Source organism: Streptosporangium sandarakinum (genome assembly GCF_050942225.1).
GTDB classification, from domain to species: Bacteria; Actinomycetota; Actinomycetes; order Streptosporangiales; family Streptosporangiaceae; genus Streptosporangium; species Streptosporangium nondiastaticum.
The window spans coordinates 1-21,379 of record NZ_CP192034.1 but is presented as its reverse complement, the minus strand read 5'-3'; the positions used below and the strand labels follow the sequence as shown (position 1 = coordinate 21,379).

General features: G+C 70.8%; 17 protein-coding genes and 1 tRNA gene. 3 read left to right on the top strand and 15 right to left on the bottom strand.

The genetic code is table 11. The features are described from left to right. Nucleotides 1-12 precede the first annotated feature (12 nt). Nucleotides 13-687: a macro domain-containing protein gene (locus ACQP10_RS00090; protein ID WP_189246871.1), complete on the bottom strand. Its 675-nt coding sequence runs from the start codon at nucleotides 685-687 to the stop codon at nucleotides 13-15. A gap of 216 nt (nucleotides 688-903) precedes the next feature. Here ACQP10_RS00090 and ACQP10_RS00085 point away from each other — a divergent pair, with 216 nt between their 5' ends. Beyond that, the gene (locus tag ACQP10_RS00085) at nucleotides 904-2,520 is read left to right on the top strand and encodes an ADP-ribosyltransferase domain-containing protein (protein ID WP_433540624.1); all 1,617 of its coding nucleotides are present in this window, start codon (nucleotides 904-906) and stop codon (nucleotides 2,518-2,520) included. 203 nt (nucleotides 2,521-2,723) lie between these two features. Here ACQP10_RS00085 and ACQP10_RS00080 read toward each other — a convergent pair whose 3' ends face one another. Then, complete coding sequence (locus ACQP10_RS00080; RefSeq protein ID WP_346018297.1) at nucleotides 2,724-2,888, bottom strand: hypothetical protein; 165 nt, start codon at nucleotides 2,886-2,888, stop codon at nucleotides 2,724-2,726. Nucleotides 2,889-3,073: 185 nt separating this feature from the next. Then, nucleotides 3,074-5,422, bottom strand: a complete 2,349-nt coding sequence (locus ACQP10_RS00075; protein ID WP_433540623.1) for a glycoside hydrolase family 65 protein — start codon at nucleotides 5,420-5,422, stop codon at nucleotides 3,074-3,076. 209 nt (nucleotides 5,423-5,631) lie between these two features. Between ACQP10_RS00075 and ACQP10_RS00070 the strand changes: the two genes are divergently transcribed. Continuing rightward, entirely contained in the window at nucleotides 5,632-6,951 is a 1,320-nt protein-coding gene (locus ACQP10_RS00070; protein WP_433540622.1) for an acyltransferase family protein, read from the top strand. Nucleotides 6,952-7,048: 97 nt separating this feature from the next. On the opposite strand, the gene ACQP10_RS00065 is transcribed toward ACQP10_RS00070, so the two are convergent. Then, entirely contained in the window at nucleotides 7,049-7,321 is a 273-nt protein-coding gene (locus tag ACQP10_RS00065) for a GlsB/YeaQ/YmgE family stress response membrane protein (protein WP_346018300.1), read from the bottom strand. Between the two features lie 27 nt (nucleotides 7,322-7,348). Continuing rightward, complete coding sequence (locus ACQP10_RS00060) at nucleotides 7,349-7,576, bottom strand: hypothetical protein (protein ID WP_399498638.1); 228 nt, start codon at nucleotides 7,574-7,576, stop codon at nucleotides 7,349-7,351. On the opposite strand from ACQP10_RS00060, the gene ACQP10_RS00055 reads away from it, so the two are divergent. Next, nucleotides 7,575-7,949, top strand: coding sequence for a VOC family protein (locus ACQP10_RS00055; RefSeq protein WP_399498636.1), 375 nt, complete (start codon nucleotides 7,575-7,577; stop codon nucleotides 7,947-7,949). The two genes, ACQP10_RS00060 and ACQP10_RS00055, sit on opposite strands and share 2 nt — an antisense overlap. A 230-nt stretch (nucleotides 7,950-8,179) precedes the next feature. Here ACQP10_RS00055 and ACQP10_RS00050 read toward each other — a convergent pair. The 10 genes from ACQP10_RS00050 to dnaA all read right to left on the bottom strand — a co-directional run bounded on the left by ACQP10_RS00050 (nucleotide 8,180) and on the right by dnaA (nucleotide 21,379). Next, nucleotides 8,180-8,253, bottom strand: a tRNA-Ile gene (locus ACQP10_RS00050). A 164-nt stretch (nucleotides 8,254-8,417) separates the two neighbouring features. Beyond that, complete coding sequence (locus ACQP10_RS00045; RefSeq protein WP_312873306.1) at nucleotides 8,418-8,987, bottom strand: DUF3566 domain-containing protein; 570 nt, start codon at nucleotides 8,985-8,987, stop codon at nucleotides 8,418-8,420. A 144-nt stretch (nucleotides 8,988-9,131) separates the two neighbouring features. Continuing rightward, nucleotides 9,132-11,654: a DNA gyrase subunit A gene (gene gyrA / locus ACQP10_RS00040; RefSeq protein ID WP_389992754.1), complete on the bottom strand. Its 2,523-nt coding sequence runs from the start codon at nucleotides 11,652-11,654 to the stop codon at nucleotides 9,132-9,134. A gap of 63 nt (nucleotides 11,655-11,717) precedes the next feature. Beyond that, a complete protein-coding gene (gyrB, locus tag ACQP10_RS00035; RefSeq protein ID WP_179821615.1) occupies nucleotides 11,718-13,676 on the bottom strand; it encodes a DNA topoisomerase (ATP-hydrolyzing) subunit B in 1,959 nt (652 codons plus the stop codon). A 309-nt stretch (nucleotides 13,677-13,985) separates the two neighbouring features. Then, entirely contained in the window at nucleotides 13,986-14,612 is a 627-nt protein-coding gene (locus tag ACQP10_RS00030) for a DUF721 domain-containing protein (protein ID WP_433540621.1), read from the bottom strand. After that, on the bottom strand, nucleotides 14,602-15,813 hold the full coding sequence (recF, locus tag ACQP10_RS00025; RefSeq protein WP_399498635.1) for a DNA replication/repair protein RecF: 1,212 nt from the start codon (nucleotides 15,811-15,813) through the stop codon (nucleotides 14,602-14,604). Before recF ends, ACQP10_RS00030 begins: the two co-directional genes overlap by 11 nt. Before the next feature lie 132 nt (nucleotides 15,814-15,945). After that, nucleotides 15,946-16,887, bottom strand: a complete 942-nt coding sequence (gnd, locus tag ACQP10_RS00020) for a phosphogluconate dehydrogenase (NAD(+)-dependent, decarboxylating) (protein ID WP_179821619.1) — start codon at nucleotides 16,885-16,887, stop codon at nucleotides 15,946-15,948. Between the two features lie 35 nt (nucleotides 16,888-16,922). Beyond that, nucleotides 16,923-17,660: a 3-keto-5-aminohexanoate cleavage protein gene (locus ACQP10_RS00015; RefSeq protein ID WP_346018305.1), complete on the bottom strand. Its 738-nt coding sequence runs from the start codon at nucleotides 17,658-17,660 to the stop codon at nucleotides 16,923-16,925. A gap of 167 nt (nucleotides 17,661-17,827) precedes the next feature. Continuing rightward, nucleotides 17,828-18,967 (bottom strand): DNA polymerase III subunit beta, encoded by a 1,140-nt coding sequence (gene dnaN, locus ACQP10_RS00010; protein WP_179821621.1) that lies wholly within the window; start codon nucleotides 18,965-18,967, stop codon nucleotides 17,828-17,830. A gap of 570 nt (nucleotides 18,968-19,537) precedes the next feature. Beyond that, a complete protein-coding gene (gene dnaA, locus ACQP10_RS00005) occupies nucleotides 19,538-21,379 on the bottom strand; it encodes a chromosomal replication initiator protein DnaA (RefSeq protein ID WP_433540620.1) in 1,842 nt (613 codons plus the stop codon).

Here is a 21,379-nt window from a genome sequence, read left to right as displayed (position 1 = left end):
GAGCGGAGCCCGTCAGCCGCGGAAGCCCCGCGGCTCGGGCGGCGTGATCCGCACCCGCTCCTCCTCCGGACGGCTGTCGAGGTCGTCGAGCTGCTCGACGATCGTCTTCCGCAGGTCGTCGTAGTCCTGGAAGCGGTACTCCTTGAACAGGGTGTAACCCGCCCACATGAGGTTGGCGCAGACCCGCGCCGGCACCCGGCCCGTCGCCGCGCCCATGCCGACCAGCGCCACCGACCCGATGCTGCCCGGCTCCCGGTCGTTCTGCATGTGGACGGCCTGGAACGCGGCGGCGCACGCCAACGCCACGTTCAGCGTCTCGCTCACGTCCTGCACCGACTCCTCCATCGTCGGCGTCGAGATCAGGAACCTCGGCTCGACCGCCCCGGACGGCACGCACACCGCGCTTCCCACCGGCAGCGACCCCCCGAACCCGTCACGGATGGCCCGCTGGACGCGCAGCTGGATCCCCGCACCGAGATGCCGCTTGATGGCCGCGTCGACCCCGCCGTCCATCCGCCCGCGGGAGTTGGTCGGACTGACCCAGGCATCGACCTTCCGGCTGAGGATCGACCCCTTGTGGATCTCGACCTCGGGCTCGTCGGCGAACGCCGCCCGCCATGACTCCACCACCTTCGCGCTGATGTCCGCCAGCACTACCCTGAGCGGCTGCACACGCTCGACGGTCATGACTCACTCCAGTCGCGAGAGGGGGTGTTTCCGACACCCGGCAAAGTACCGAGCCGGACCGACAATCCAGAACCTGCTCGACGGTCCCGGAGAACAGGTCCACCCCCGTGGAGCGGCTTTCCCGATATCGCGCCCATGCCCCTCACACGGCACAATTCCCCCCACTTTGATCAACCGCACCGTCACCGGTGCGGCGCGCCGATCCGGGAGCCCACGATGAGTGACACCACCGCCCCCACCCCGCCGGACCCGAACGACCCGCTGGCCCTCGCCGAGCTCTTCAAGGGCGGCGGTGAACCGTGGCTGCCGCTGCTGAAGCCCGTCGTCGAGGCGCAGCCGGACGCGGCCACGTTCATCGGCCCGGGCCGCGGCCCGCAGGTCGTGCCGGTACGGGAGCTGACCTTCCAGGCGCTCAAGCCCAACCCGCCGCACAGGTGGAAGGTCGTCGTCTTCGGCCAGAACCCGTACCCTCGGGCCGAGAGCGCCACCGGCATCGCCATGTTCGACAACACCTTCCACGACTGGAACGACAGCCAGTTCGGCAAGGTCGTCTCCATCCGCTGCATCATCAAGGCGGCGGCGATGTGGAAGCACGGCATCCCCAAGAAGACGCCGATCGCCGACATCCGCGCGCTCCTGAAGGAGCACGACACCGTGCAGCCGCCGGAATGGTTCCAGGCGATGCTCACGCAGGGCGTGCTGCTGCTGAACGCGGCGCTCACCGCCAGCGCCGACGGGGCGATGGCCACCGGCCGGCACACCGCGTTCTGGCGGCCGGTCGTCGAGGCGCTCGTCGAAGAGATCCTGAAGGCCAAGCAGAACGCCGACGAGCCGGACCGGGGTGTGGTGTTCGCCTGGTGGGGAGCCCACGCCCGCAGCCTGAAGGAGGTCGTGCTCCGGCTCCAGAAGAAGTATCCCGAGGTGGAGGTCTGGCACATCGACCACCCCAACCCCGCGGCCCAGGGCGACATCTTCTGCGACGGGGACCACTTCGCCGCGGTGAACACGGCGCTCAGGGCGCTCGGGACCGACGAGATCGACTGGCTGCCCAGCAGGGGCTGGAACGAGGGCGCGGCGCTGACCGGTGGGGCGGACGCGGACACGGCCGACCGCATGGGGGCGTTCATCGCCTCCACGATGGAGCTGCACAAGCTCTACCTCGAACGGCTCGCGAGCGTCAAGGACGAGGGGCTGGTCCTTCCCGCGATCACCGGCGTGTCCGACACCCCGCTCATGGACTTCCGCGAGGCCGTCGCCCCGGTGGCCGCGCTGCTGCCGGGTCTCGACCCGCATGTGGAGCAGTCGTACCGGTTCGGGGAGAAGCAGACGGGCGACGCGGCCGGCGTCCTGTCCGCCGACGAGGTCGCGGCCCTCTACCTCTACACCTGCGAGTCGGCGTTCTACCGGCGGATCAACGCCACCCTGCGCGACCCGGACCGCACCCGGATCGTTCCGTACCTCCCGTATCTCCGGCTTCTGTCCTCGGCCGTGTCGCGGCTGCCGGCCCGCCGGGAGCCGCTATGGCGCGGGGTCTCGCTGGACCTGCGGGCGCAGTACCCGCTGGGCCGGACCGTGACGTGGTGGGGCGTGTCCTCGTGTACGCCCAGGCTCGGCGTGGCCCAGGCGTTCCTCGGCCGCCGCGGCAAGCGGACGCTCTTCGAAGTGCTTCCCGCGCGGGCCGTGGGCATCAGCGGCTTCTCCGCGTTCACCGGTGAGGAGGAGGTCATCCTCGCTCCCGGCACACAGCTCACGGTGACCGACGTGCGGGCCGAGCGCGGCGGCCTGTGCACCGTACGGCTCACCGAAGTGGACGGGCAACGCCTGGTGGCGTGAGCACCCGGGGCACGACCGGGGCCTTCCGTCCCCCCGGGCCGCGCCCCGAGGTCACCCATCGGAGCGACGAACCCCGGTCGTCCAGCCGGCGGCGGGCCACTTCCCGTGGTTCGACGACGCCGGCCGGTTCGTGGACACGGTCGCGGCGTTCCTGGGATGAGGACCCCGGGGAGGTGACCGGCCGGGCGACCGCCTCGGGCCGTCTACGGTTCGCGGGTGACCCGGCGGGCTTCGACGACACCCATCACGACCGCGGCGACCAGGGCGATCAGGCCGAGGATGAGCAGCCACTTCAGGGCCTTGAGCAGCAGGCCGAGCAGGATGAACACCACCGCGACGACTCCTACGGCGATCAGCAACGCGCGCATGGGGCCTTCCTCTTCCGTCTATGGGTCACAGTCGCCTGAGGGCGTACCGGTCATCGGCCCGCATACCCATACGACCATGCAGGTAACAGAAATAATCACGGGACTCCTCCAGGCCGACGCTCAGCGCACAGCCCGCCGACGGCCGTGCTCATCCGACGAGCCCTCACCCGCGACGCGCGGAGCGCTCAGTCCAGCGGGAAGGAGCGGCGCTCGTCCGGGCCGAGGCACGTCTCCCGGCCGCGGACCGTCACCCGGAAGAGGCGATGGCCGCCGCCGTCGCGGGTGACCGTGAGCCTGTGGTGGTCCGCCTCGACGAACAGGGACGTCCCACGGACCAGGGTCGGCATCGCGATGCTCCCCAGCAGGTCGAGGGGCAGCGGGTCGAGGCCGATGCCCTGCTCGTGGACCTCCAGGCCGAGGTAGCGGCGCTGGAGCAGGTCGAGCGTGCCGGCCATGGCGCCCAGGTGGATGCCCTCGGCGGTGGTGCCGCCCTGCACGTCCCCGACGTCGGCGAGCAGGGCCTCGGTGAAGAGGTGCCAGGCGCCGGCGGGCTGGGACCCGGCCAGCACCCAGGCGTGCACCACCGCGCTGAGCGTGGAACCGTGGCAGGTGCGCCGCAGGTAGTACCCGACGGTGCGGTCGGTCAGCTCACGGGAGGCGGGGTAGCCGAGACGGTCGAGGATCATCCGTACCTGGGCGGAGCCGAGGAGGTAGAACAGCATGAGGACGTCGGCCTGCTTGGACGCGCGGTAGCGGTCGGGGTCGTCCCCCTCCGCCTCCAGGGCGCGGTCCAGCCTGCGCACGCCCTCGTAACGTTTCCAGTCCAGCTCGGCCAGGCGGTCGTAGCCGGTGAACTGGCTGATCACCCCGTCGTGGAAGTCGACGCGCATGCGGCGGGTGATGTCCCGCCATCGGTCGAGCTCCCCCTCGGTGACGGCGAACCTCTCGTGCCCGTGGACCAGGTCCAGGATCTCGGGGGTCCGGAGCAGCAGCCACACGGTCATGACGTTGGTGTAGGCGTTGTTGTCCAGGCCGGGGGCGGACGCGCCGGGGTAGGCGTCGTGATACTCGTCCGGCCCCATGACGCCGCGGATCTCGTAGCGTCCCGAACGGGGGTCGAGGACGGCGAGCGAGGCGAAGAACCGGGCGATCTCCACCAGCAGCTCCGCGCCGAACCCGCTCAGGAAGGCGGCGTCGCCGGTGGCCCGGTGGTGGTGCCAGACGTTGTGGGCGATGGCCAGCCCGATGTGGCGCTGCAGGTGGGAGTGGTCGGGCAGCCAGCGCCCGGAGTCCGGGTTGAGGTGCATGGTCGGGGTCTCCTCCCGTCCGTCGCTGCCGCTCTGCCAGGGGAACATCGCGCCGGCGTGCCCGGCCCGGCGCGCCGCCCGCCTCGCGGCCGGCAGCCGCCTCCAGCGGTAGAGCAGCAGCCCCCGGGAGACCTCCGGTAGGCGCAGGTCGAGCCAGGGCAGCACGAACAGCTCGTCCCAGAACACGTGGCCCCGGTACGCCTCCCCGTGCAGGCCGCGGGCGGGCACCCCGACGTCGAGGCCGGCGGTGTGCGGGGAGAGCGTCTGCAGCAGGTGGAAGACGTGAAGGTGGACGATCTGGCCGACCTGGGACTCGCCGACGTCCATGAGCGCGCGTTCCCACAGCCGGTCCCAGGCGTCCCGGTGCTCGCGCAGCAGTTCCTCGAAGCCGGGTGCCCGCCGTACCAGATCGACCGCGTCGAGCGCGGGTGACGTGGTCAGGGCGATCGTCTTGGTCAGGACCGCGGTCCGCCCGCGGCGCAGGATCAGCGTCGGCTCCTCGGCGATCCAGGCGTCCTCGGCGGTCTGAAAGCCCCCGGTGATCCGGGCGTCCTCGCGCTCCCCCTCGCGCGCGGTCTCGTGATCGGCGGTGACGCGCATGGCCAGCGAGATCGGCGTGCCCGAGGCGCGGGTCCGGGCGCGCAGCCAGGCGCAGCCGTCCCGCGTGCCGGTGGCGTGCCCGACGAGGTGGTCGCCGCGCAGGTCGCGGTAGCGCCGTACGCCGCGGTTGGTGACCCGCCCCTCCAGCGTGGCGCGCACGCGGAGCGGTCCGGACCAGTTCTCGGCGGTGAACGCGCACTCCAGGGCCGCGAGGTGCGGCGCGGCCATGGACACCAGGCGGCGCTGGCGTACGGAGGTCACACGCCCCCTGTCGTCCCGGAAGCGCAGGCGGCGGTGGAGCACACCGTGGCGCATGTCGAGTTCCTGCTCATATCCGAGCAGGTCTGCCGTCTCGGGGTGGAACCACGGAGCGCCGGGGGCGGCGAAGGTGAGCGGGAGCCAGTCGGGCAGGTTCACCAGGTCCTCGTTGACGACCTCCCGCCCGGCGACCCGGGAGGTCAGCCGGTCGTAGCAGCCCGCGGCGTACGTTCCGGGGGTGCGCATGACCAGGCCGTCCGGCGTCGCCCCGCGGGTGGCGAAATACCCGTTGCCCAGGGTGCAGAGGGTCTCGCGCACCCCTTCGGACCGGGGGTCGAATCCCGTGTACGCCAGGGTCCACGGGTCCATCGCGCCTCCGCCCCCGCTTCGCTCGGCACTCCCTTCCGGACGTTACGTACCCACCCGGCACGGTGGCAGGGCCGAAAGTCCTCTCACGCGAACCCTCGTGCTCCTTCCGCGCGGGCACGCGATCCGCGGCGAGCGCCCGCGTCGGTCCGTTGGGCCCGCCTTCAGGTCGCACTCATGAATCTCCCAGGATGACCGCCTAGCCTGACCGGATGTTCGTCGGAGTTGTGGAGACGAGTCGGAGCGATACCGGGAAGGAGGTTCCGTCCGCGAGGACGCGGTCGTCGTCCGCGGGGCGGCAGGGATGGCTGGACGCGTTGCGCGGCATGGCCGCGCTGGTCGTGGTGTTCGAGCACTCCCTGGACGCGCTCTTCCCGGAGGTGCGCGCGAGCGCCGGCCCGTGGTTCGACTTCGGCCAGTACGGCGTGCTCGTGTTCTTCCTCGTCAGCGGCTACGTGGTGCCGGTCTCGCTCGAACGGCGCGGCAGCGTCGGCGGGTTCTGGATCAACCGGGTCTTCCGCCTGTACCCCCTGTGGCTCGTCGCGGCGGCGGCCGGGACGGTGTTCGGCGTCGAGGGCGTGTACACCCCGCTGCCGGAACAGCTGGCGGACGACCCGGGCACCGCGGCCCTGGCGCACCTGACGATGCTTCAGGACCTGCTTCAGGTGACCGGCGTCCTCAACGTGTTCTGGACCCTTTCCTATGAAATGGTCTTCTACCTCCTCGTGACCGCCATGTTCACCGCCGGTGTGCACCGGTTCAGCGCCACCGGCATGCTCGCCTTCGCCGTGGCGGCCCTCACCGTGGGAGGGCTGCTCCCGGCGGGCGCGCTGTCGCGCGGCCTGGGCACCACGCCGGTCGTGGTGCTGACCGCGGCCGTGCTGCTCGCGGCGGCCGCGTCGCTGGCCTGCGGCGGACGCCTCCGCCTGTACGGCCCCGCGGCGGCGGCCGTGCTCGCTCTGGTGCTGCTCGGCGTCAACAGCCGGATCGGGGCGTGGCAGAGTCTCGCCATCCTCGCGACGATGTTCGCCGGCACCGTCTTCTACCGGCTCGACCAGGGGCAGGTCCGGTGGAGGAGGACCGGATGGCTGCTCGGCTTCGTGCCGGTCGCGTCCATCGGAGCCGCGTGGGCGTTCGGCCCCGGCTGGGGCATGCCCGACGACCAGGCGCGGGCCTTCACCTGGGGCTGGACCACGGCCGTCGCCGCCGCCTGGGCGACCTTCCTGATCGCCCGTCTGCTGCGGCACCGGACGATGCCCCGCCTCCTCGTCCGGCTCGGCCTGATCAGCTACTCCGTCTACCTGCTGCACCCCCTCGCGGTGCAGGTCCTCCGGCGGCTGACGATGGATCCCGGCCGCTTCCCCCTGGCCGAACGGCTCATCATGGCCGTCCTGCTGCTGGCGGCGGTGCTCGGCTGTGCGGAACTGACCTACCGGGCCGTCGAGCGCCCGGCCCAGGCCATGGGCCGTCGCCTGTCCCGGAGGTCGCGGGCCATGCCCGTTCCGGAGGCCGTCCCCCGGAGGGCGGCCTGAGACCGCCGCCCGGGAGGGATCCGCGTCCCGGTCACACGCGGGCGCCCCCGGTCCGGATGACTCGGACCGGGGGCGCCGGAGCGGAAGGACCGGCCGGCTAGTCGATGCGGCGCCTGCCGTACAGGCTGACGGCCAGGATGACTCCGACCGCGGCGAGGACCACCTGGATGATCAGTTCGATCCAGTCGATGCCGCGGGTGTCGGCGACTCCCAGGGCTCCGGCGATCGCCGTGCCGATGAGAGCGGCGATGATACCGATCACCATGGTCAGCCAGATCGGGATGCTCTGACGTCCCGGTACAACGAGCCGACCGAGCGCGCCGATGATGAGTCCGATGATTACGGCGGAAATGATGCCTGTCACGGCCATTACTTCACGCTCCTGTGGTTGACTTTCTCATTTTGTGCCCTTGCGCAGCTGTTCGGACACATAACGAATCGACAGCACGCCACCGGGACGCCCGGTCAGGCTCCCCCGCCGGCCGGGACCCGTCATCGGGCCGCGCATCTGATCAAGAAGTGGCCGGCCCCGAGGAGGTGGGGGTTCCACATGGCCACCGGCGGCGACACGCACCTGACCGTTGACGGTCCACATGTCGTACCGGAAGTACATGATGTGAGCCATGACTCAGTCTTCCCCGCATCGACACCACGCCATCGACTACGTGGAGCTCACGGTCACCGACCTTGAGCAGGCCAAGCGCTTCTACACCGAGGCGTTCGGCTGGCGGTTCAACGACTACGGGCCGGGTTACGCCGGCATCCGGAGCGCGCAGGACGAGACCGCGTCCGAAGTGGGCGGTCTTCGCGTGGACGAGGAGGTGCGGCCGGGCGGTCCGTTCGTGCTGCTCTACTCCACCGACCTGGACCGGTCCGTGGAGGCGGTGACCAACGCGGGTGGCCGGGTGGTGAGCGGGCCGTACGGGTTCCCCGGTGGCCGCCGCTTCCACTTCACCGATCCGAGCGGAAACGAACTGGGCGTCTGGGCCGAGGCGTAGGTCCACTCACCCCGGGCTCCACTCACCCCGAAGGCGTCCGCGCTTCGGGGTGAGCCCTCCGGCCCGGCCGTACCCCGGATTCGGGCGGCCGCACGAGGCCCGATCCGCCGGGTGCCGGGGCGAGCCGGGAAACCGCGATCCGGGAGGCCGACCACCCGTCCGGGAACCCGTTGGGCAGTGGATACGGCAGAACGCCCCGCACGGGCGTCCGTACGAGGCGTTTGTGAAAGTGGGGCTACCAGGACTTGAACCTGGGACCTCTTCCTTATCAGGGAAGCGCTCTAACCGACTGAGCTATAGCCCCTTGTTGCGAAGAAACGGTATCGCATCCGCTCTGCGGAGGCGAATCCGTTCGCTCGAACAGGGAAAAGCTTACCCTCTCCCGGCACCTGTTCGCGCCATGCCCCCGGCCCGCCGGCCCGGAGAGGGCCAGGACGCCGGGGACGCCGGGGACACGGCGCGGAACGGTTACTCGGCCTCGCTGAAGGTGACCTCGACGCCGCCGACCAGGTCGGAGGCGATGTTGTAGATCACGGAGCCGAGGGTGGCCAGGGCGGTGATCAGCACGACGTTCACCGCGCCGATCAGGGCGGTGTAACCCAGGATCCGGACCGGCTCGAACCAGGAGGCCGCGTCGATGCCGCCGGTGGACTTGCCGTCGGCCGTGGTCACCTGGTTCACCATCTGGATGATGTTGTCGAACACCCCCAGGCTGGACAGCGCCATGTAGAGCACCGCGACCGCGACGAACAGCACCACGAAGCAGACCAGCGACACCACGAAGCTGAACTTCATCGCCGACCACGGCTCGATCCGGCGCAGCACCAGGTGGGCCTTGCGCGGCGCCTTCGCCGGGGCCTCGGCCACCTTCTTGTCGGTCGCCGGGGTCCCCGGCGCCCCGGAGGGCGACAGGTTCCCGGGAGTCCAGGAGGAGTTGCCGGCGTCCGGGGACGCCGGGCGGATACGCACCGTGGACTCGCTTTGCTTGCCGTCCTCGATCGCCGTCACGTTCTGCCTGCCCTTGAGATCGTCGGTCACCGATTCACCGGTCCCCGGCGTGGGCGCTTTACCGTCGGCCGGCGACTCGACCGCTCCGGCGGTCTCGTCTATCTTCTCCGTTACCTGATCGCGTGTCGACGAGGAAGCCGAACGTGGACCCTTTTTGCCCTGGGCACCCACGTGTTACTCCCCTTCGCCGTTCTCCGGGACCGCGAGGGCCTCGGCGTTGTCACGGGCCCCGGCGGCCTCGGCGTTGCGCGCGAGCGCCACGACGCTGTCACCTTCCGCGAGATTCATCAGACGTACCCCCATGGTCTGGCGACCGGACTGCTTGATCTCCCCTGCGCTGGTCCGGATAACCCCACCGTTGGACGTGATCGCGAATACCTCGTCCTCCGGCCTGACCATGGCAGCACCCACAAGCTTGCCACGGGAGCTGACGATCTTAGCCGTCAGGACACCCTTGCCGCCCCTTCCCTGGACCGGGTACTGGTCGGCCGGGGTGCGCTTGGCGTAACCGCCCTCGGTGGCGACCAGCACGTCGTCGCCGTCGGCGATGCGGTTCATCGCCAGCAGCTCGTCGCCCTCCAGGAACCGCATGCCGATCACGCCGCTGGTCGCCCGGCCCATCGGGCGCAGCGCATCGTCGGTGGCGGTGAAGCGGACCGACTGGGCGCCGCGGGAGATGAGCAGGAGGTCGTCGTCCTCGGACACCAGCCGGGCGGCGATCACCTCGTCGTCCTCCCGGAGGTTGATGGCGATGAGACCGCCCGAGCGCGGCGAGTCGTACTCCGCCAGGCGCGTCTTCTTCACCAGGCCGTGCCGGGTGGCCAGCACGAGGTACGGAGCGACGTCGTAGTCACGCAGGTCCAGGACCTCCATGATGACCTCGTCGGGCTGCATGGCCAGGAGGTTCGCCAGGTGCTGGCCGCGCGCGTCGCGGGCGGCGTCCGGCAGCTCGTACGCCTTGATCCGGTAGACGCGGCCCCTGTTGGTGAAGAACAGCAGCCAGTGGTGCGTCGTGGTGACGAAGAAGTGGTCGACGATGTCGTCCTGGCGCAGCTGGGCGCCGCGCACCCCCTTGCCGCCGCGCCGCTGCGCCCGGTACAGGTCGATGTTGGTGCGCTTGGCGTAGCCGCCGCGGGTGATCGTGACGACCATGTCCTCCTCGGCGAGGAGGTCCTCGATCGACATGTCGCCCTCGTAGGCGATGATCTCCGACTTGCGGTCGTCGCCGTACCTGTTCACGATCTCGGTGAGCTCGTCGAGGACGATCGTCCGCTGCCGCTGCGGCGAGGCCAGAATGTCCTGGTAGTCGGTGATCTGCGCCATCAGCGCGTCGTGCTCGTCGGTGATCTGCTGCCGCTCCAGGGCGGCGAGCTTGCGCAGCTGCATGTCGAGGATGGCCTGCGCCTGGACCTCGTCGATCTCCAGCAGCGTCATCAGGCCGCCCTGGGCGGCCGACGCCGACGGCGAGCGCCGGATCAGCGCGATGACCTCGTCCAGCCGCTCCAGCGCCTTGAGCAGCGCACGCAGGATGTGGGCGCGCTCCTCGGCCTTGCGCAGGAGGTAGCGGGTACGGCGGACCACGACCTCGATCTGGTGCGTCACGTAGTGGCGCACGAACTGGTCCAGCCGCAGGGTGCGCGGCACCCCGTCGACCAGGGCCAGCATGTTGGCGCCGAAGGTGGTCTGCAGCTGGGTGTGCTTGTAGAGGTTGTTCAGCACGACCTTGGCGACCGCGTCGCGCTTGAGCACGATCACCAGGCGCTGGCCGACCCGGGAGGAGCTCTCGTCGCGGACGTCGGCGATGCCGTTGATCCGGCCGTCCTTCACCAGCTCGGCGATGGACAGCGCCAGGTTGTCCGGGTTGACCATGTAGGGCAGCTCGGTGACGACCAGGCACTGGCGGCCCTTGGCGTCCTCCTCGACCTCCACGATCGCCCGCATGGTGATCGACCCGCGGCCGGTGCGGTAGGCGTCGTCGATGCCGCGGCGGCCCACGATGAGCGCGCCGGTGGGGAAGTCGGGGCCCTTGATCCGGCCGATCAGCGCCTCGAGCAGCTCCTCGTCGCCCGCCTCGGGGTTCTCCAGGCACCACCTGATGCCGTCGACGACCTCGCGCAGGTTGTGCGGCGGGATGTTCGTGGCCATGCCGACCGCGATGCCGGCCGAACCGTTGACCAGGAGGTTCGGGAACCGCGACGGGAGGACCAGCGGCTCCTGCGAACGCCCGTCGTAGTTGGGCTGGAAGTCGACGGTCTCCTTGTCGATGTCACGGATCATCTCCATGGCGATCGGCGCGAGCTTGCACTCGGTGTACCGCATGGCGGCCGGCATGTCGTTGCCGGGCGATCCGAAGTTGCCCTGGCCGTCGACCAGGGTGTAGCGCAGTGCCCAGGGCTGTGCCAGCCGTACGACGGTGCCGTAGATCGACGAGTCGCCGTGCGGGTGGTAGGAGCCCATGACGTCGCCGACGACGCGGGAGCACTTGAAGTAGCCCCGGTCGGGGCGGTAGCCGCCGTCGTACATGGCGTACAGCACGCGGCGGTGCACCGGCTTGAGCCCGTCACGGACGTCGGGCAGCGCACGGGACACGATGACCGACATCGCGTAGTCCATGTAGCTGCGCTGCATCTCCGACTGGATGTCGACCGGCTCGATGCGCTCTGCTGGCTCTGCGGGCGGAGTGTTCACGTCCGTCACGGGTGATGGGTCCTTTTCGAAGAGAGGTCTGTACGGCTGCCGCTACGCGTCGGGGGACCGCCGCTACACGTCGAGGAAGCGGACGTCCCGTGCGTTCCGGATGATGAAGGAGCGGCGTGCCTCGACGTCCTCGCCCATCAGGACGCTGAACAGTTCGTCGGCCTGTGCGGCGTCGTCGAGGGTGACCAGGCGCAGGACGCGGCTCTCGGGGTTCATCGTGGTGTCCCACAGCTGGCCGGCGTTCATCTCGCCCAGACCCTTGAACCGCTGGATGCCGTCGTGCAGGCGCGGGTCGCGCCTGCCCCGGCCGATGCCCTCCTCGATGATCGCGTCGCGCTCGGGGTCGGAGTAGGCGTAGGAGGCGTCCTCGCCCCGGCGGTCCCACTTGATCTTGTAGAGCGGCGGCTGGGACAGGTAGACGTGCCCGGCCTCGATCAGCGGCCGCATGAAGCGGAACAGCAGCGTCAGCAGCAGAGTGTTGATGTGCTGGCCGTCGACGTCGGCGTCGGCCATCAGGATCAGCTTGTGGTAGCGCAGCTTGGAGATGTCGAACTCGTCGTGGACGCCGGTGCCCATGGCGGTGATCAGCGCCTGGACCTCGGTGTTCTTCAGGACCTTGTCGATCCGCGCCTTCTCCACGTTCAGGATCTTGCCTCGGATGGGCAGGATCGCCTGGAAGCGGGAGTCGCGGCCGCCCTTGGCCGAGCCGCCGGCCGAGTCGCCCTCGACGATGAACAGCTCGCACTTCTCCGGGTCGCTCCACTGGCAGTCGGCCAGCTTGCCGGGCAGCCCGGAACCGGCCTCCAGCAGCGACTTGCGCCGGGTCAGGTCGCGGGCCTGGCGGGCCGCGAGACGGGCGCGGGAGGCCTGCAGGGACTTGCTGATGATGTCCTTGGCCTCGCCGGGGTTGCGCTCGAACCAGTCACGCAGGTGGTCGTTGCAGGCCTTCTGGACGAACGACTTGGCCTCGGTGTTGCCCAGCTTGGTCTTGGTCTGGCCCTCGAACTGCGGGTCGGCCAGCTTCACCGAGATGATCGCGGTGAGGCCCTCGCGGATGTCCTCACCGGTGAGGTTGTCGTCCTTGCCCTCCTTGAGGAACTTCTGCTCGCGCGCGTAGCGGTTGACGATCGACGTCAGCGCCGCGCGGAAGCCCTCCTCGTGGGTGCCGCCCTCGGCCGTGTTGATGGTGTTGGCGAAGGTGTAGACCGACTCGGTGTAGGAGTTGTTCCACTGCATCGCGATCTCGACCGAGATCCCGTCGCCGTTCTCCTCGAAGTCGATCACCGAGACGTGCGCCGCCTCCTTCTTCGAGTTGAGGTGCTTGACGAAGTCGGACAGGCCGCCCTCGTAGTGGTAGACCACCTCCACCGGCCCGCCCTCGCCGTCCTCACCGGCGGAGTGGCCGGGGCGCTCGTCGCGCAGGGAGATCGTCAGGCCCTTGTTGAGGAAGGCCATCTCCTGGAAGCGGCGCGAGAGCGTCTCGAAGTTCCACGTCGTGGTCTCGAAGATGGTCGGGTCGGCCCAGAACGTGATCGAGGTGCCGGTCTCGCTGGTCGGCTCGCCCTTCTCCAGGGGCGCCGTCGGCCGGGAGTCCGCGTAGGACTGCCGCCAGTAGTGGCCGTCGGTGAGGATCTCCACCTCGAGCCTGGTGGACAGCGCGTTCACCACGGAGACGCCGACGCCGTGCAGACCGCCGGAGACCGCGTAGGACTTGCCGTCGAACTTGCCTCCCGCGTGCAGCACGGTCAGGACGACCTCGACCGCGGGGCGCTTCTCGACGGGGTGCATGCCGACGGGGATGCCTCGGCCGTTGTCCACGACCCGCACGCCGTTGTCGGCGAGCAGGGTGACCTCGATCCTGTCGGCGTGCCCGGCCAGGGCCTCGTCCACGGAGTTGTCCACGACCTCGTAGACGAGGTGGTGCAGACCGCGTTCCCCGGTCGAGCCGATGTACATGCCTGGGCGCTTACGGACCGCCTCAAGCCCTTCGAGAACGGTGATTGAGCTAGCGTCGTAGGACAAGTGCGGAATCCTCCTGCCGCGGACACGCAGCGGGGACCCGATTAAGCCCCGCCCTGCCCGTCACCGTCGTGAATGCCCCGATGCGCCCACCCGGGGGAGTCGGCCTCGCAGGCCGGGGTGTCACGCAAACGGACGTGTCCGGAATTCGGTTCCATTCTAGCGGCTCGGGACGCGTGATGCGGCATTGACGGGCTCCAGAAGCCTCTCTAGCGCGTCCACCCTCCATTTGGGCATCCCCCCTCGGGGGTGGGGGGTCATCGCGCGAGAGGGGCCGCTGATCCGTTTTCGGCGTCAGGCGGACCAGCGTGATCAACCGTACGTGTCACCTGGGCCTCGGCTGCCGGTCACCCGGAGGCCGCCGGGGCGCGGCCCGTGCTGCGGCCCGCGCACCCGCACCCGCTGCACCGTGCCGTCCCCGAGCTCCTCGTTCAGCCGCCTGACCAGGGTTCTCGCCAGCAGGCGCACCTGGGTGGCCCAGGCCGTGGAGTCGGCGGACACCACGACCTCCCCGTCGGCGAAGGTCTCCGGCCGGGTGTGGGAGGCCAGCTCCGGGCCCACGATCTCGGGCCAGCGGCCGAACACCCCGCCCACCGCGGCGGGCCGCTCCCAGCCCCGGTCGGCCAGCAGGTCGGCGATGGCCCGGCCGAGGAGCTGGGGGTCGCCGCCCTCCCTGCGGGCGCCGGACGCCGCGCGTCTGGGCTCGCGCCGCGGCAGCCTGCCGCGGCGGGCCGCGTCGGCCTTGGCCTGGGCCAGCTTCTCCCTGGCCAGCGCGGCGCCCCGGGCCGCGGTGCCCGCGGCCGCCTCGGCCGCCGCCGCGGCGCCGGTCCCCGTACCGGAACCCGCCCCGGGTACGGCGCCCCCGCTGCCCGCCCCGGAATCCCCGGAATCCCCGGAGCCACGCGCGGGCCGGTCCCGCGCGGCGTCGTCAGCGGACACGCCCGACACTCCCCTCGGCCACGTCGAACCGGGCCCCGGCCAGCTCCGGCGGCACGTCGGCGGGCACGGCGGCGGTGATGAGCACCTGCTCGGCGGGGGCGACGATCTCCGCCAGGCGGCGGCGCCGGCGGCTGTCCAGCTCGGCGAAGACGTCGTCGAGGATGAGGACCGGGTCGCCGCCGTCGGCCCGCAGCAGGTCGTAGGCGGCCAGCCGGAGGGCCAGCGCGAACGACCACGACTCCCCGTGGCTGGCGTAGCCGCGCGCGGGAAGGTCTCCCAGGCCCAGGAACAGGTCGTCGCGGTGCGGGCCGACCAGGGTGACGCCGCGCTCCAGCTCGGCGCTCCTGACCTCGGCCAGCGCCTCGCGCAGCCGCTTCTCCAGGACCGAGCGGTCGGCCGGGCCGGTGTCCGCGCCGCCCTCGCCGTCCCCGGCGTCCGACGTGTCCCCGGGCAGCGTGCCGCGGTAGACCAGGCCGGCGGGGGCGGAGTCGGGGGCCAGGGCGGCGTAGGAGGCGGCGACCAGCGGCCGCAGCGCCTCGACCAGCTCCAGGCGGGCCGCGAGCAGCTCGGCGCCGTATCTGGCGAGGTGGGCGTCCCACACCTCCAGCGTGCTCAGCGGGTCGCCCGCCCCGGCGGCGGCGAAGCCCGCGTCGTTCTCGGCCCGGCGTCCGCTCCGGCCGCCGCGCCGCGCCTGCGCCGCCGTGCGCAGCAGCGCCCCGCGCTGCTTGAGCACCCGGTCGTAGTCGGCGCGGACCCCGGCGAAGCGGGGCGTCCTGGCCACCAGCAGGTCGTCGAGGTAGCGGCGCCGCTCCGACGGGTCGCCCTTGACCATCGCGAGGTCCTCCGGCGCGAACAGGACCGTGCGCAGCAGCCCGACGGCGTCGCGGGCGCGGGAGATCGGCGAGCGGTTCAGCCGGGCGCGGTTGGCCTTCCCCGGGTTGATCTCCAGCTCGATCAGGGCGCGGCGGTCGTCCCGTACGACGACGCAGCGGACGACCGCCCGGGCCGCCCCGTGCCGCACCAGCGGCGCGTCGGTGGCCACCCGGTGGCTCGACTGCGTCGCGACGTAGCCCAGCGCCTCGACCAGGTTGGTCTTCCCCTGCCCGTTGGGCCCGACGAAGGCCGTGACGCCCGGCTCCAGGCCGAGGTCTGCGGTGTCGTAGGACCGGAAGTCGGTCAGCGAGAGATGGGCGACGTACACCCCTCGAAGACTAGCCGCACCCCGGGAGTCGCGGTCGGCCCCGTCCGTCACGGGCGACCGTCGCGAGGGTGCCCGTACGGCCGCGCGTCCCGCGCCTCCCGCGGCGGGGTGCGCGGCCGTACGGGCGCCGCGTCACCTGTCGGCCTCCGCCGGCGGGACGACGTCGGCGCCCGGGGCGTCGGCGCCCTTGGCGACCTGGCCCTCCTTGGCGGTGACCGCGTGGCCGCCGAACTGGTTGCGCAGGGCCGCGACGACCTTCATGGCCGGGGAGTCGTCCTGGCGGGAGGCGAACCTGGCGTACAGGGCGGCGGTGATGACCGGCAGCGGCACCGCGTGGTCCACGGCGGCCTGGACGGTCCACCGGCCCTCGCCGGAGTCCTGGGCGTAGCCCTTCAGCTCCGCCAGCCCGGGGTCCTCGTCGAGGGCGCGGACCAGCAGGTCGAGCAGCCAGGAGCGGATGACCGTGCCGTTGCGCCAGCTCTTGAAGGAACCGGCCACGTCGGTCACGACGTCGGAGGCCTCCAGCAGCTCCCAGCCTTCGGCGAAGGCCTGCATCATGCCGTACTCGATGCCGTTGTGGACCATCTTCGCGAAGTGACCGGCGCCGATGCCGCCCGCGTGGACGAAGCCGCCCTCCTCGGGCTTGAGGGTCTCGAAGATCGGCATGAGCCTCCGGACGTCCTCGTCGGAGCCGCCGGTCATCAGCGCATAGCCGTTCTGCAGGCCCCAGACGCCGCCGCTCACGCCGCAGTCGACGAAGCCGACGCCCCGGGCGCCTAGCTCCTCGCCGTGCTTGCGGTCGTCGAGGTAGTGCGAGTTGCCGCCGTCGATGACGATGTCACCGGGCGACAGCAGCTCGCCGAGCTGCTCGACCGTCGCCTGGGTCGGCGCGCCGGCCGGCACCATGACCCACACCGCGCGCGGCGCCTGGAGCCGGTCCACCAGCTCCTTCAGGTTCGCGACGTCGCTGATCGACGGGTCGCGGTCGTAGCCGACCACGTCGTGGCCGCCGCGGCGCAGGCGCTCGGCCATGTTGCCGCCCATCTTGCCCAGCCCGATCATGCCGATTTGCATACGAGCACCCCCTCTATTCGGGTTTCTTCATCCATCTACGTCAGACGCGCCATCGCAAGCCGTACCAGATCGGCGTTTCCAGCAACGGGGTCGCCCACAGGGCTGTGGAGGACGTCCTCCAGGCCGACGCGCGTAGCCAGACCCATCTGCCCCGCTTCATCCACAAGTATCCAGGTCGGCTCCCCCTCACCGTGAAGGAGACGCCGCCCGGGGACGCCCAGCTCGTCCAGGCGGGCGAGGACGGCGTGCGCGCGGGACACGGCGGTGGCGGCCGGGCCGCCGATGATCTCCACCAGCACCCGCATGCACTCCAGGCCGCCGGCGGCGAGCGCCTCGGCGTCCGCGGTGGACCAGACCCCCGCCTCGACGCCGACGCCGAGCTCGCGCAGGTCGTGCCAGAGCTCGGCGAAGCCGGGCTCCGAGAGGTTGACCGAGGCGAAGTCGGGCCGGTCCTCCGGCGCCAGCTCCGCCCAGCCCCGTACGGCCCGCCGCCGCTCCCCGGCGTCCCCACCGGATATCCACAGGCCCGTGCTGACGCCGACGGGCATGCCGGGGCACGCCCGCCGTACCTCGCGGACGGCCGCGCCGATGTGCGCGGCGCTGAGAGACTCTCTGCCGGTCTCGTCGCGCGGATGCATGTGGACCGCCGACGCACCCGCCTCACGGGCCTCACGGGCCTCCTGAGCGAGCTGCAGGGGGGTCAGGGGCAGAGCGGGGTGCTCGCCGGGATCCCTCGAACCATTGAGGCACGCCTTCAGCATGATCTCGGTCACCGGTGAACCGTACCCGGGCACGCCGCGCGCTCACCCGGCGGGCGGCCCGAGCCTGCTCGGCGGGCGGCGCGCCCCGCCCGCCGGCGCCGCCCTCGCCACACCCGGGCGCCCGCCGCGGTACGGCACGGCGCGCCCCGCCGGGACCGGGCCACCGGAGCCGGGCCGCGTCAGCTCGACAGGCGGATCGGCATGATCAGGTAGCGGTAGTCGGGGGTCCCGCCGTCGTCCACGGGCTTGCCGCCGGTGAGGATCGCCGGCTTGGTGGAGGTGGTCATCTGCAGGCGGGCGACGTCGGAGTCGATCGCGCCGAGCCCCTCCAGCAGGAACTGGTGGTTGAAGGCGATGTTGATGTCGTCGCCGTCGAAGTCGACGGGCAGCACCTCGACCGCCTGGGCCTCGTCGCCGGTGCCCGCCTCCAGGACGACCTCGCCGCCGCGGAAGGCCAGCCGGACCGGGGTGTTGCGCTCGGCGACCAGGGCCACGCGCTTGACGGCCTCGACGAAGGCGCTGGTGGACAGGTCGGCGCGGGCGGAGAACTCCGTGGGCAGCAGCGAGCGGTACTTGGGGAACTCCGGGTCGAGCAGCCGGGTGGTGGAGCGGCGGCCGGCGCTGGAGAAGCCGATCATGCCCTCGCCGGTGCCGCCCGCCGAGCTCAGCGCGATCTCGACCTCGGCGCCGGTGCTGCCCAGGGCCTTGGCGGCGTCGGCGAGGGTGCGGCCGGGGATCATGGCGATCGCCGAGAAGTCGGGCTGCCCGGGCTGCCACTTCAGCTCGCGCACGGCCAGCCGGTAGCGGTCGGTGGCGGCGAGGGTCACTGTGTCGCCCTCGATCTCCACGCGCACGCCGGTCAGCATCGGCAGGGTGTCGTCCTTGCCCGCGGCCACGGCGACCTGGCCCACGGCCGAGGCGAACACGTCGCTGCCCACCCGGCCGGCGGCCGGCGGCATGACCGGCAGGGAGGGGTAGTCCTCCACAGGCATGGTGAGGAGTGTGAACCGGGCGCTTCCACAGGTGACGACCGCCTTGGCGCCGTCCACCACGAAGTCCACAGGCTGTGCGGGCAGCGCCCGGGTGATCTCGGCGAGGAGCCGGCCCGAGACCAGCACCACGCCCGCCTCGCCGCTCTGGGGTTCGAGGGTCACCTCCGCGGAGACCTCGTAGTCGAAGCCGGAGAGCTTGAGCTGGCCGCCCTCGGTGACCTCGAGGCGCATGCCGGCCAGCACCGGCACGGAGGGACGCGCCGGAAGGCTGCGCGCCGTCCATGCGACCGCCTCAGCGAGGACGTCTCGCTCGATCCGGAACATCACGGGGATCTGCCTCCTGTGTGGCGAGCGCCCTTCGCTCGCCGCCTTGGGTTCGGGTGTTCACTGTCCCGCACCTGTGAGCTCCGGGACCCCTCTATGGGTCTTGAAGTTCTTAGAGAGATACATGGAGTCATCACAGTAGGGGCGGTGGAAACTGTGGAAGACCATCGTTTCCGCAGGTCAACTATAGTTTTTTCATCCACCGGGGGTGTGGGTGAAGGGTGTGGAGAACCCGGCGGCCTGGGGACAACCGAGCTGTACCCACAGGCCGTCCCCAGATCAAGGGGTGTTCATCCACCGGTTATCCACGAGGTTTCCCCAGGTTATCCACTGGGTAAGAGACCGTTTTGTCCTTGGGGAAAACTCTCCCCACAGGGCGTCCACAGGTTGTCCACGAGTTCTCCCCAGCTTTTCCCCAGGTTCTCCCCAGGTTCGTCCCCAGGCGCCGAAACCGATTCGAGTTCGACCGCAGGTGATGATCATGACTGAATGCCCCGATAATTCACGTTCGGGCGACTCATACCTTCAGTCCACAAGGTTTTCCACAGCCTGTGCATCACGCGGTGGCGCGTCTCATCCGCCGCGCGACTGCTGCTTGATCCTCGTGGTCAGCTCGTTGACCTGGTTGTAGATCGAACGACGCTCCGCCATGAGGGAACGGATCTTCCGGTCGGCGTGCATGACCGTGGTGTGGTCCCGGCCGCCGAACTGCTGCCCGATCTTCGGCAGCGACATGTCGGTGAGCTCCCGGCACAGATACATGGCGATCTGCCGGGCGGTGACCAGGACCCGCGAGCGCGAGCCGCCGCACAGGTCGTCGACCGACAGGCCGAAGTAGGCGGCGGTGGACGCCATGATCGTGGCGACCGTTATCTCCGAGCCGGCGTCCTCGGTGATCAGGTCCTTGAGCACGACCTCGGTGAGCTGAAGGTCGACCGACTGCCGGTTGAGGCTGGCGAACGCCGTCACCCGGATCAGCGCCCCCTCCAGCTCGCGGATGTTGGTGGAGATCCGGCTGGCGATGTACTCCAGCACCTCCGGCGGCGCGGCCAGCCCCTCCTGGATCGCCTTCTTGCGAAGGATCGCGATGCGGGTCTCCAGCTCCGGCGGCTGGACGTCGGTGATCAGACCCCATTCGAACCGGTTGCGCAGCCGGTCCTCCAGCGTGACGAGCTGCTTGGGCGCCCGGTCGCTGGAGATGACGATCTGCTTGTTGGCGTTGTGGAGGGTGTTGAACGTGTGGAAGAACTCCTCCTGCGTCTGCTCCTTGCCCTCCAGGAACTGGATGTCGTCCACGAGCAGGATGTCCACCGCCCGGTAGCGGGCGCGGAAGCCGTCGGCCTTGTGGTCGCGGATGGAGTTGATGAAGTCGTTGGTGAACTCCTCGGAGCTCACGTACCTCACCCGCGCGCCGTCGTAGAGGCTCTGGGCGTAGTGGCCGATCGCGTGCAGCAGGTGGGTCTTGCCCAGGCCGGAGTCACCGTAGATGAACAGCGGGTTGTACGCCTTGGCCGGCGCCTCGGCCACCGCGACCGCGGCGGCGTGGGCGAACCGGTTGCTGGAGCCGATGACGAACGTCTCGAAGGTGTACTTCGGGTTCAGCCGGGCCGGCTCGCCCTGTGGACGGCCGCCGCGGCCGTCCCACCTGTTCTGCGTCTGGGCCGGCGGCGGGCCGGGCACGGGCGACGGCCGGTCGAAGGCGTCGCCCTCCGGGCGGGGCGGCGCCGGCCGCGGGTCGTACCCGCCGGGGCCCGCCGGACCTCCGGCGCCCGCCGGGCGGTAGCCGTCGGGGCTCCCCTGGCTGTACCCGCCGGAGCCCGCGGGACCACCGTGACCGCCGTGACCACCGGGGCCGCGCTCACCCGGGCGCTCCGCCTCCGCGTTGTCCGCGGGGAGGTACGGCTGCGCCGGCTCGTCCATCCGCCCGTACGGATAGGGGAACCGTCCACCCTGTGGTTGACGCTGTGGATAACCGGTGGACGACATCCCTCCGGAGCCCGGATCACGGTAGCCGTCCTGAGCGGATATACCGTCTCCGATCTGCGAAGACATGGGCTGTGCATAACCCTGTGGCTGCCCGGGGCCCTGTGCGTAACCCGGCGCCGGAGCCTGTGGATAAGTGTCGTGCCGGGGCGAGACCGCGGTCTCGGGGCCGGCCGCCCCGGGATCGACCATGACCGCGACCTTCATCGGACGGCCGAACTCCGCCGACAGCGCGTGGCTGATCAGGGGACGGAGCTTGTTCTCCAGGACGTCACGGGCGAAATCGGTGGGGGCGGCGAGCACCACGGTGTCGTTCATCAGGCCGAACGGCCGGGTCATGCTGAGCCAGACACGCTGCTGGGATGGGACGCTCTCGTTGAGGGAGTTCTCCAGCGCGCGTGCCCACATCGCGCCGAGATCCACGTCATCCAC

Excerpts from the sequence above, each read along its gene's own strand:
- ACQP10_RS00090 (WP_189246871.1), bottom strand. The coding sequence starts at position 687 with ATGACCGTCGAGCGTGTGCAGCCGCTCAGGGTAGTGCTGGCGGACATC.
- ACQP10_RS00085 (WP_433540624.1), top strand. The coding sequence starts at position 904 with ATGAGTGACACCACCGCCCCCACCCCGCCGGACCCGAACGACCCGCTG.
- ACQP10_RS00080 (WP_346018297.1), bottom strand. The coding sequence starts at position 2,888 with ATGCGCGCGTTGCTGATCGCCGTAGGAGTCGTCGCGGTGGTGTTCATC.
- ACQP10_RS00075 (WP_433540623.1), bottom strand. The coding sequence starts at position 5,422 with ATGGACCCGTGGACCCTGGCGTACACGGGATTCGACCCCCGGTCCGAA.
- ACQP10_RS00070 (WP_433540622.1), top strand. The coding sequence starts at position 5,632 with ATGTTCGTCGGAGTTGTGGAGACGAGTCGGAGCGATACCGGGAAGGAG.
- ACQP10_RS00065 (WP_346018300.1), bottom strand. The coding sequence starts at position 7,321 with ATGGCCGTGACAGGCATCATTTCCGCCGTAATCATCGGACTCATCATC.
- ACQP10_RS00055 (WP_399498636.1), top strand. The coding sequence starts at position 7,575 with ATGACTCAGTCTTCCCCGCATCGACACCACGCCATCGACTACGTGGAG.
- ACQP10_RS00060 (WP_399498638.1), bottom strand. The coding sequence starts at position 7,576 with ATGGCTCACATCATGTACTTCCGGTACGACATGTGGACCGTCAACGGT.
- gnd (WP_179821619.1), bottom strand. The coding sequence starts at position 16,887 with ATGCAAATCGGCATGATCGGGCTGGGCAAGATGGGCGGCAACATGGCC.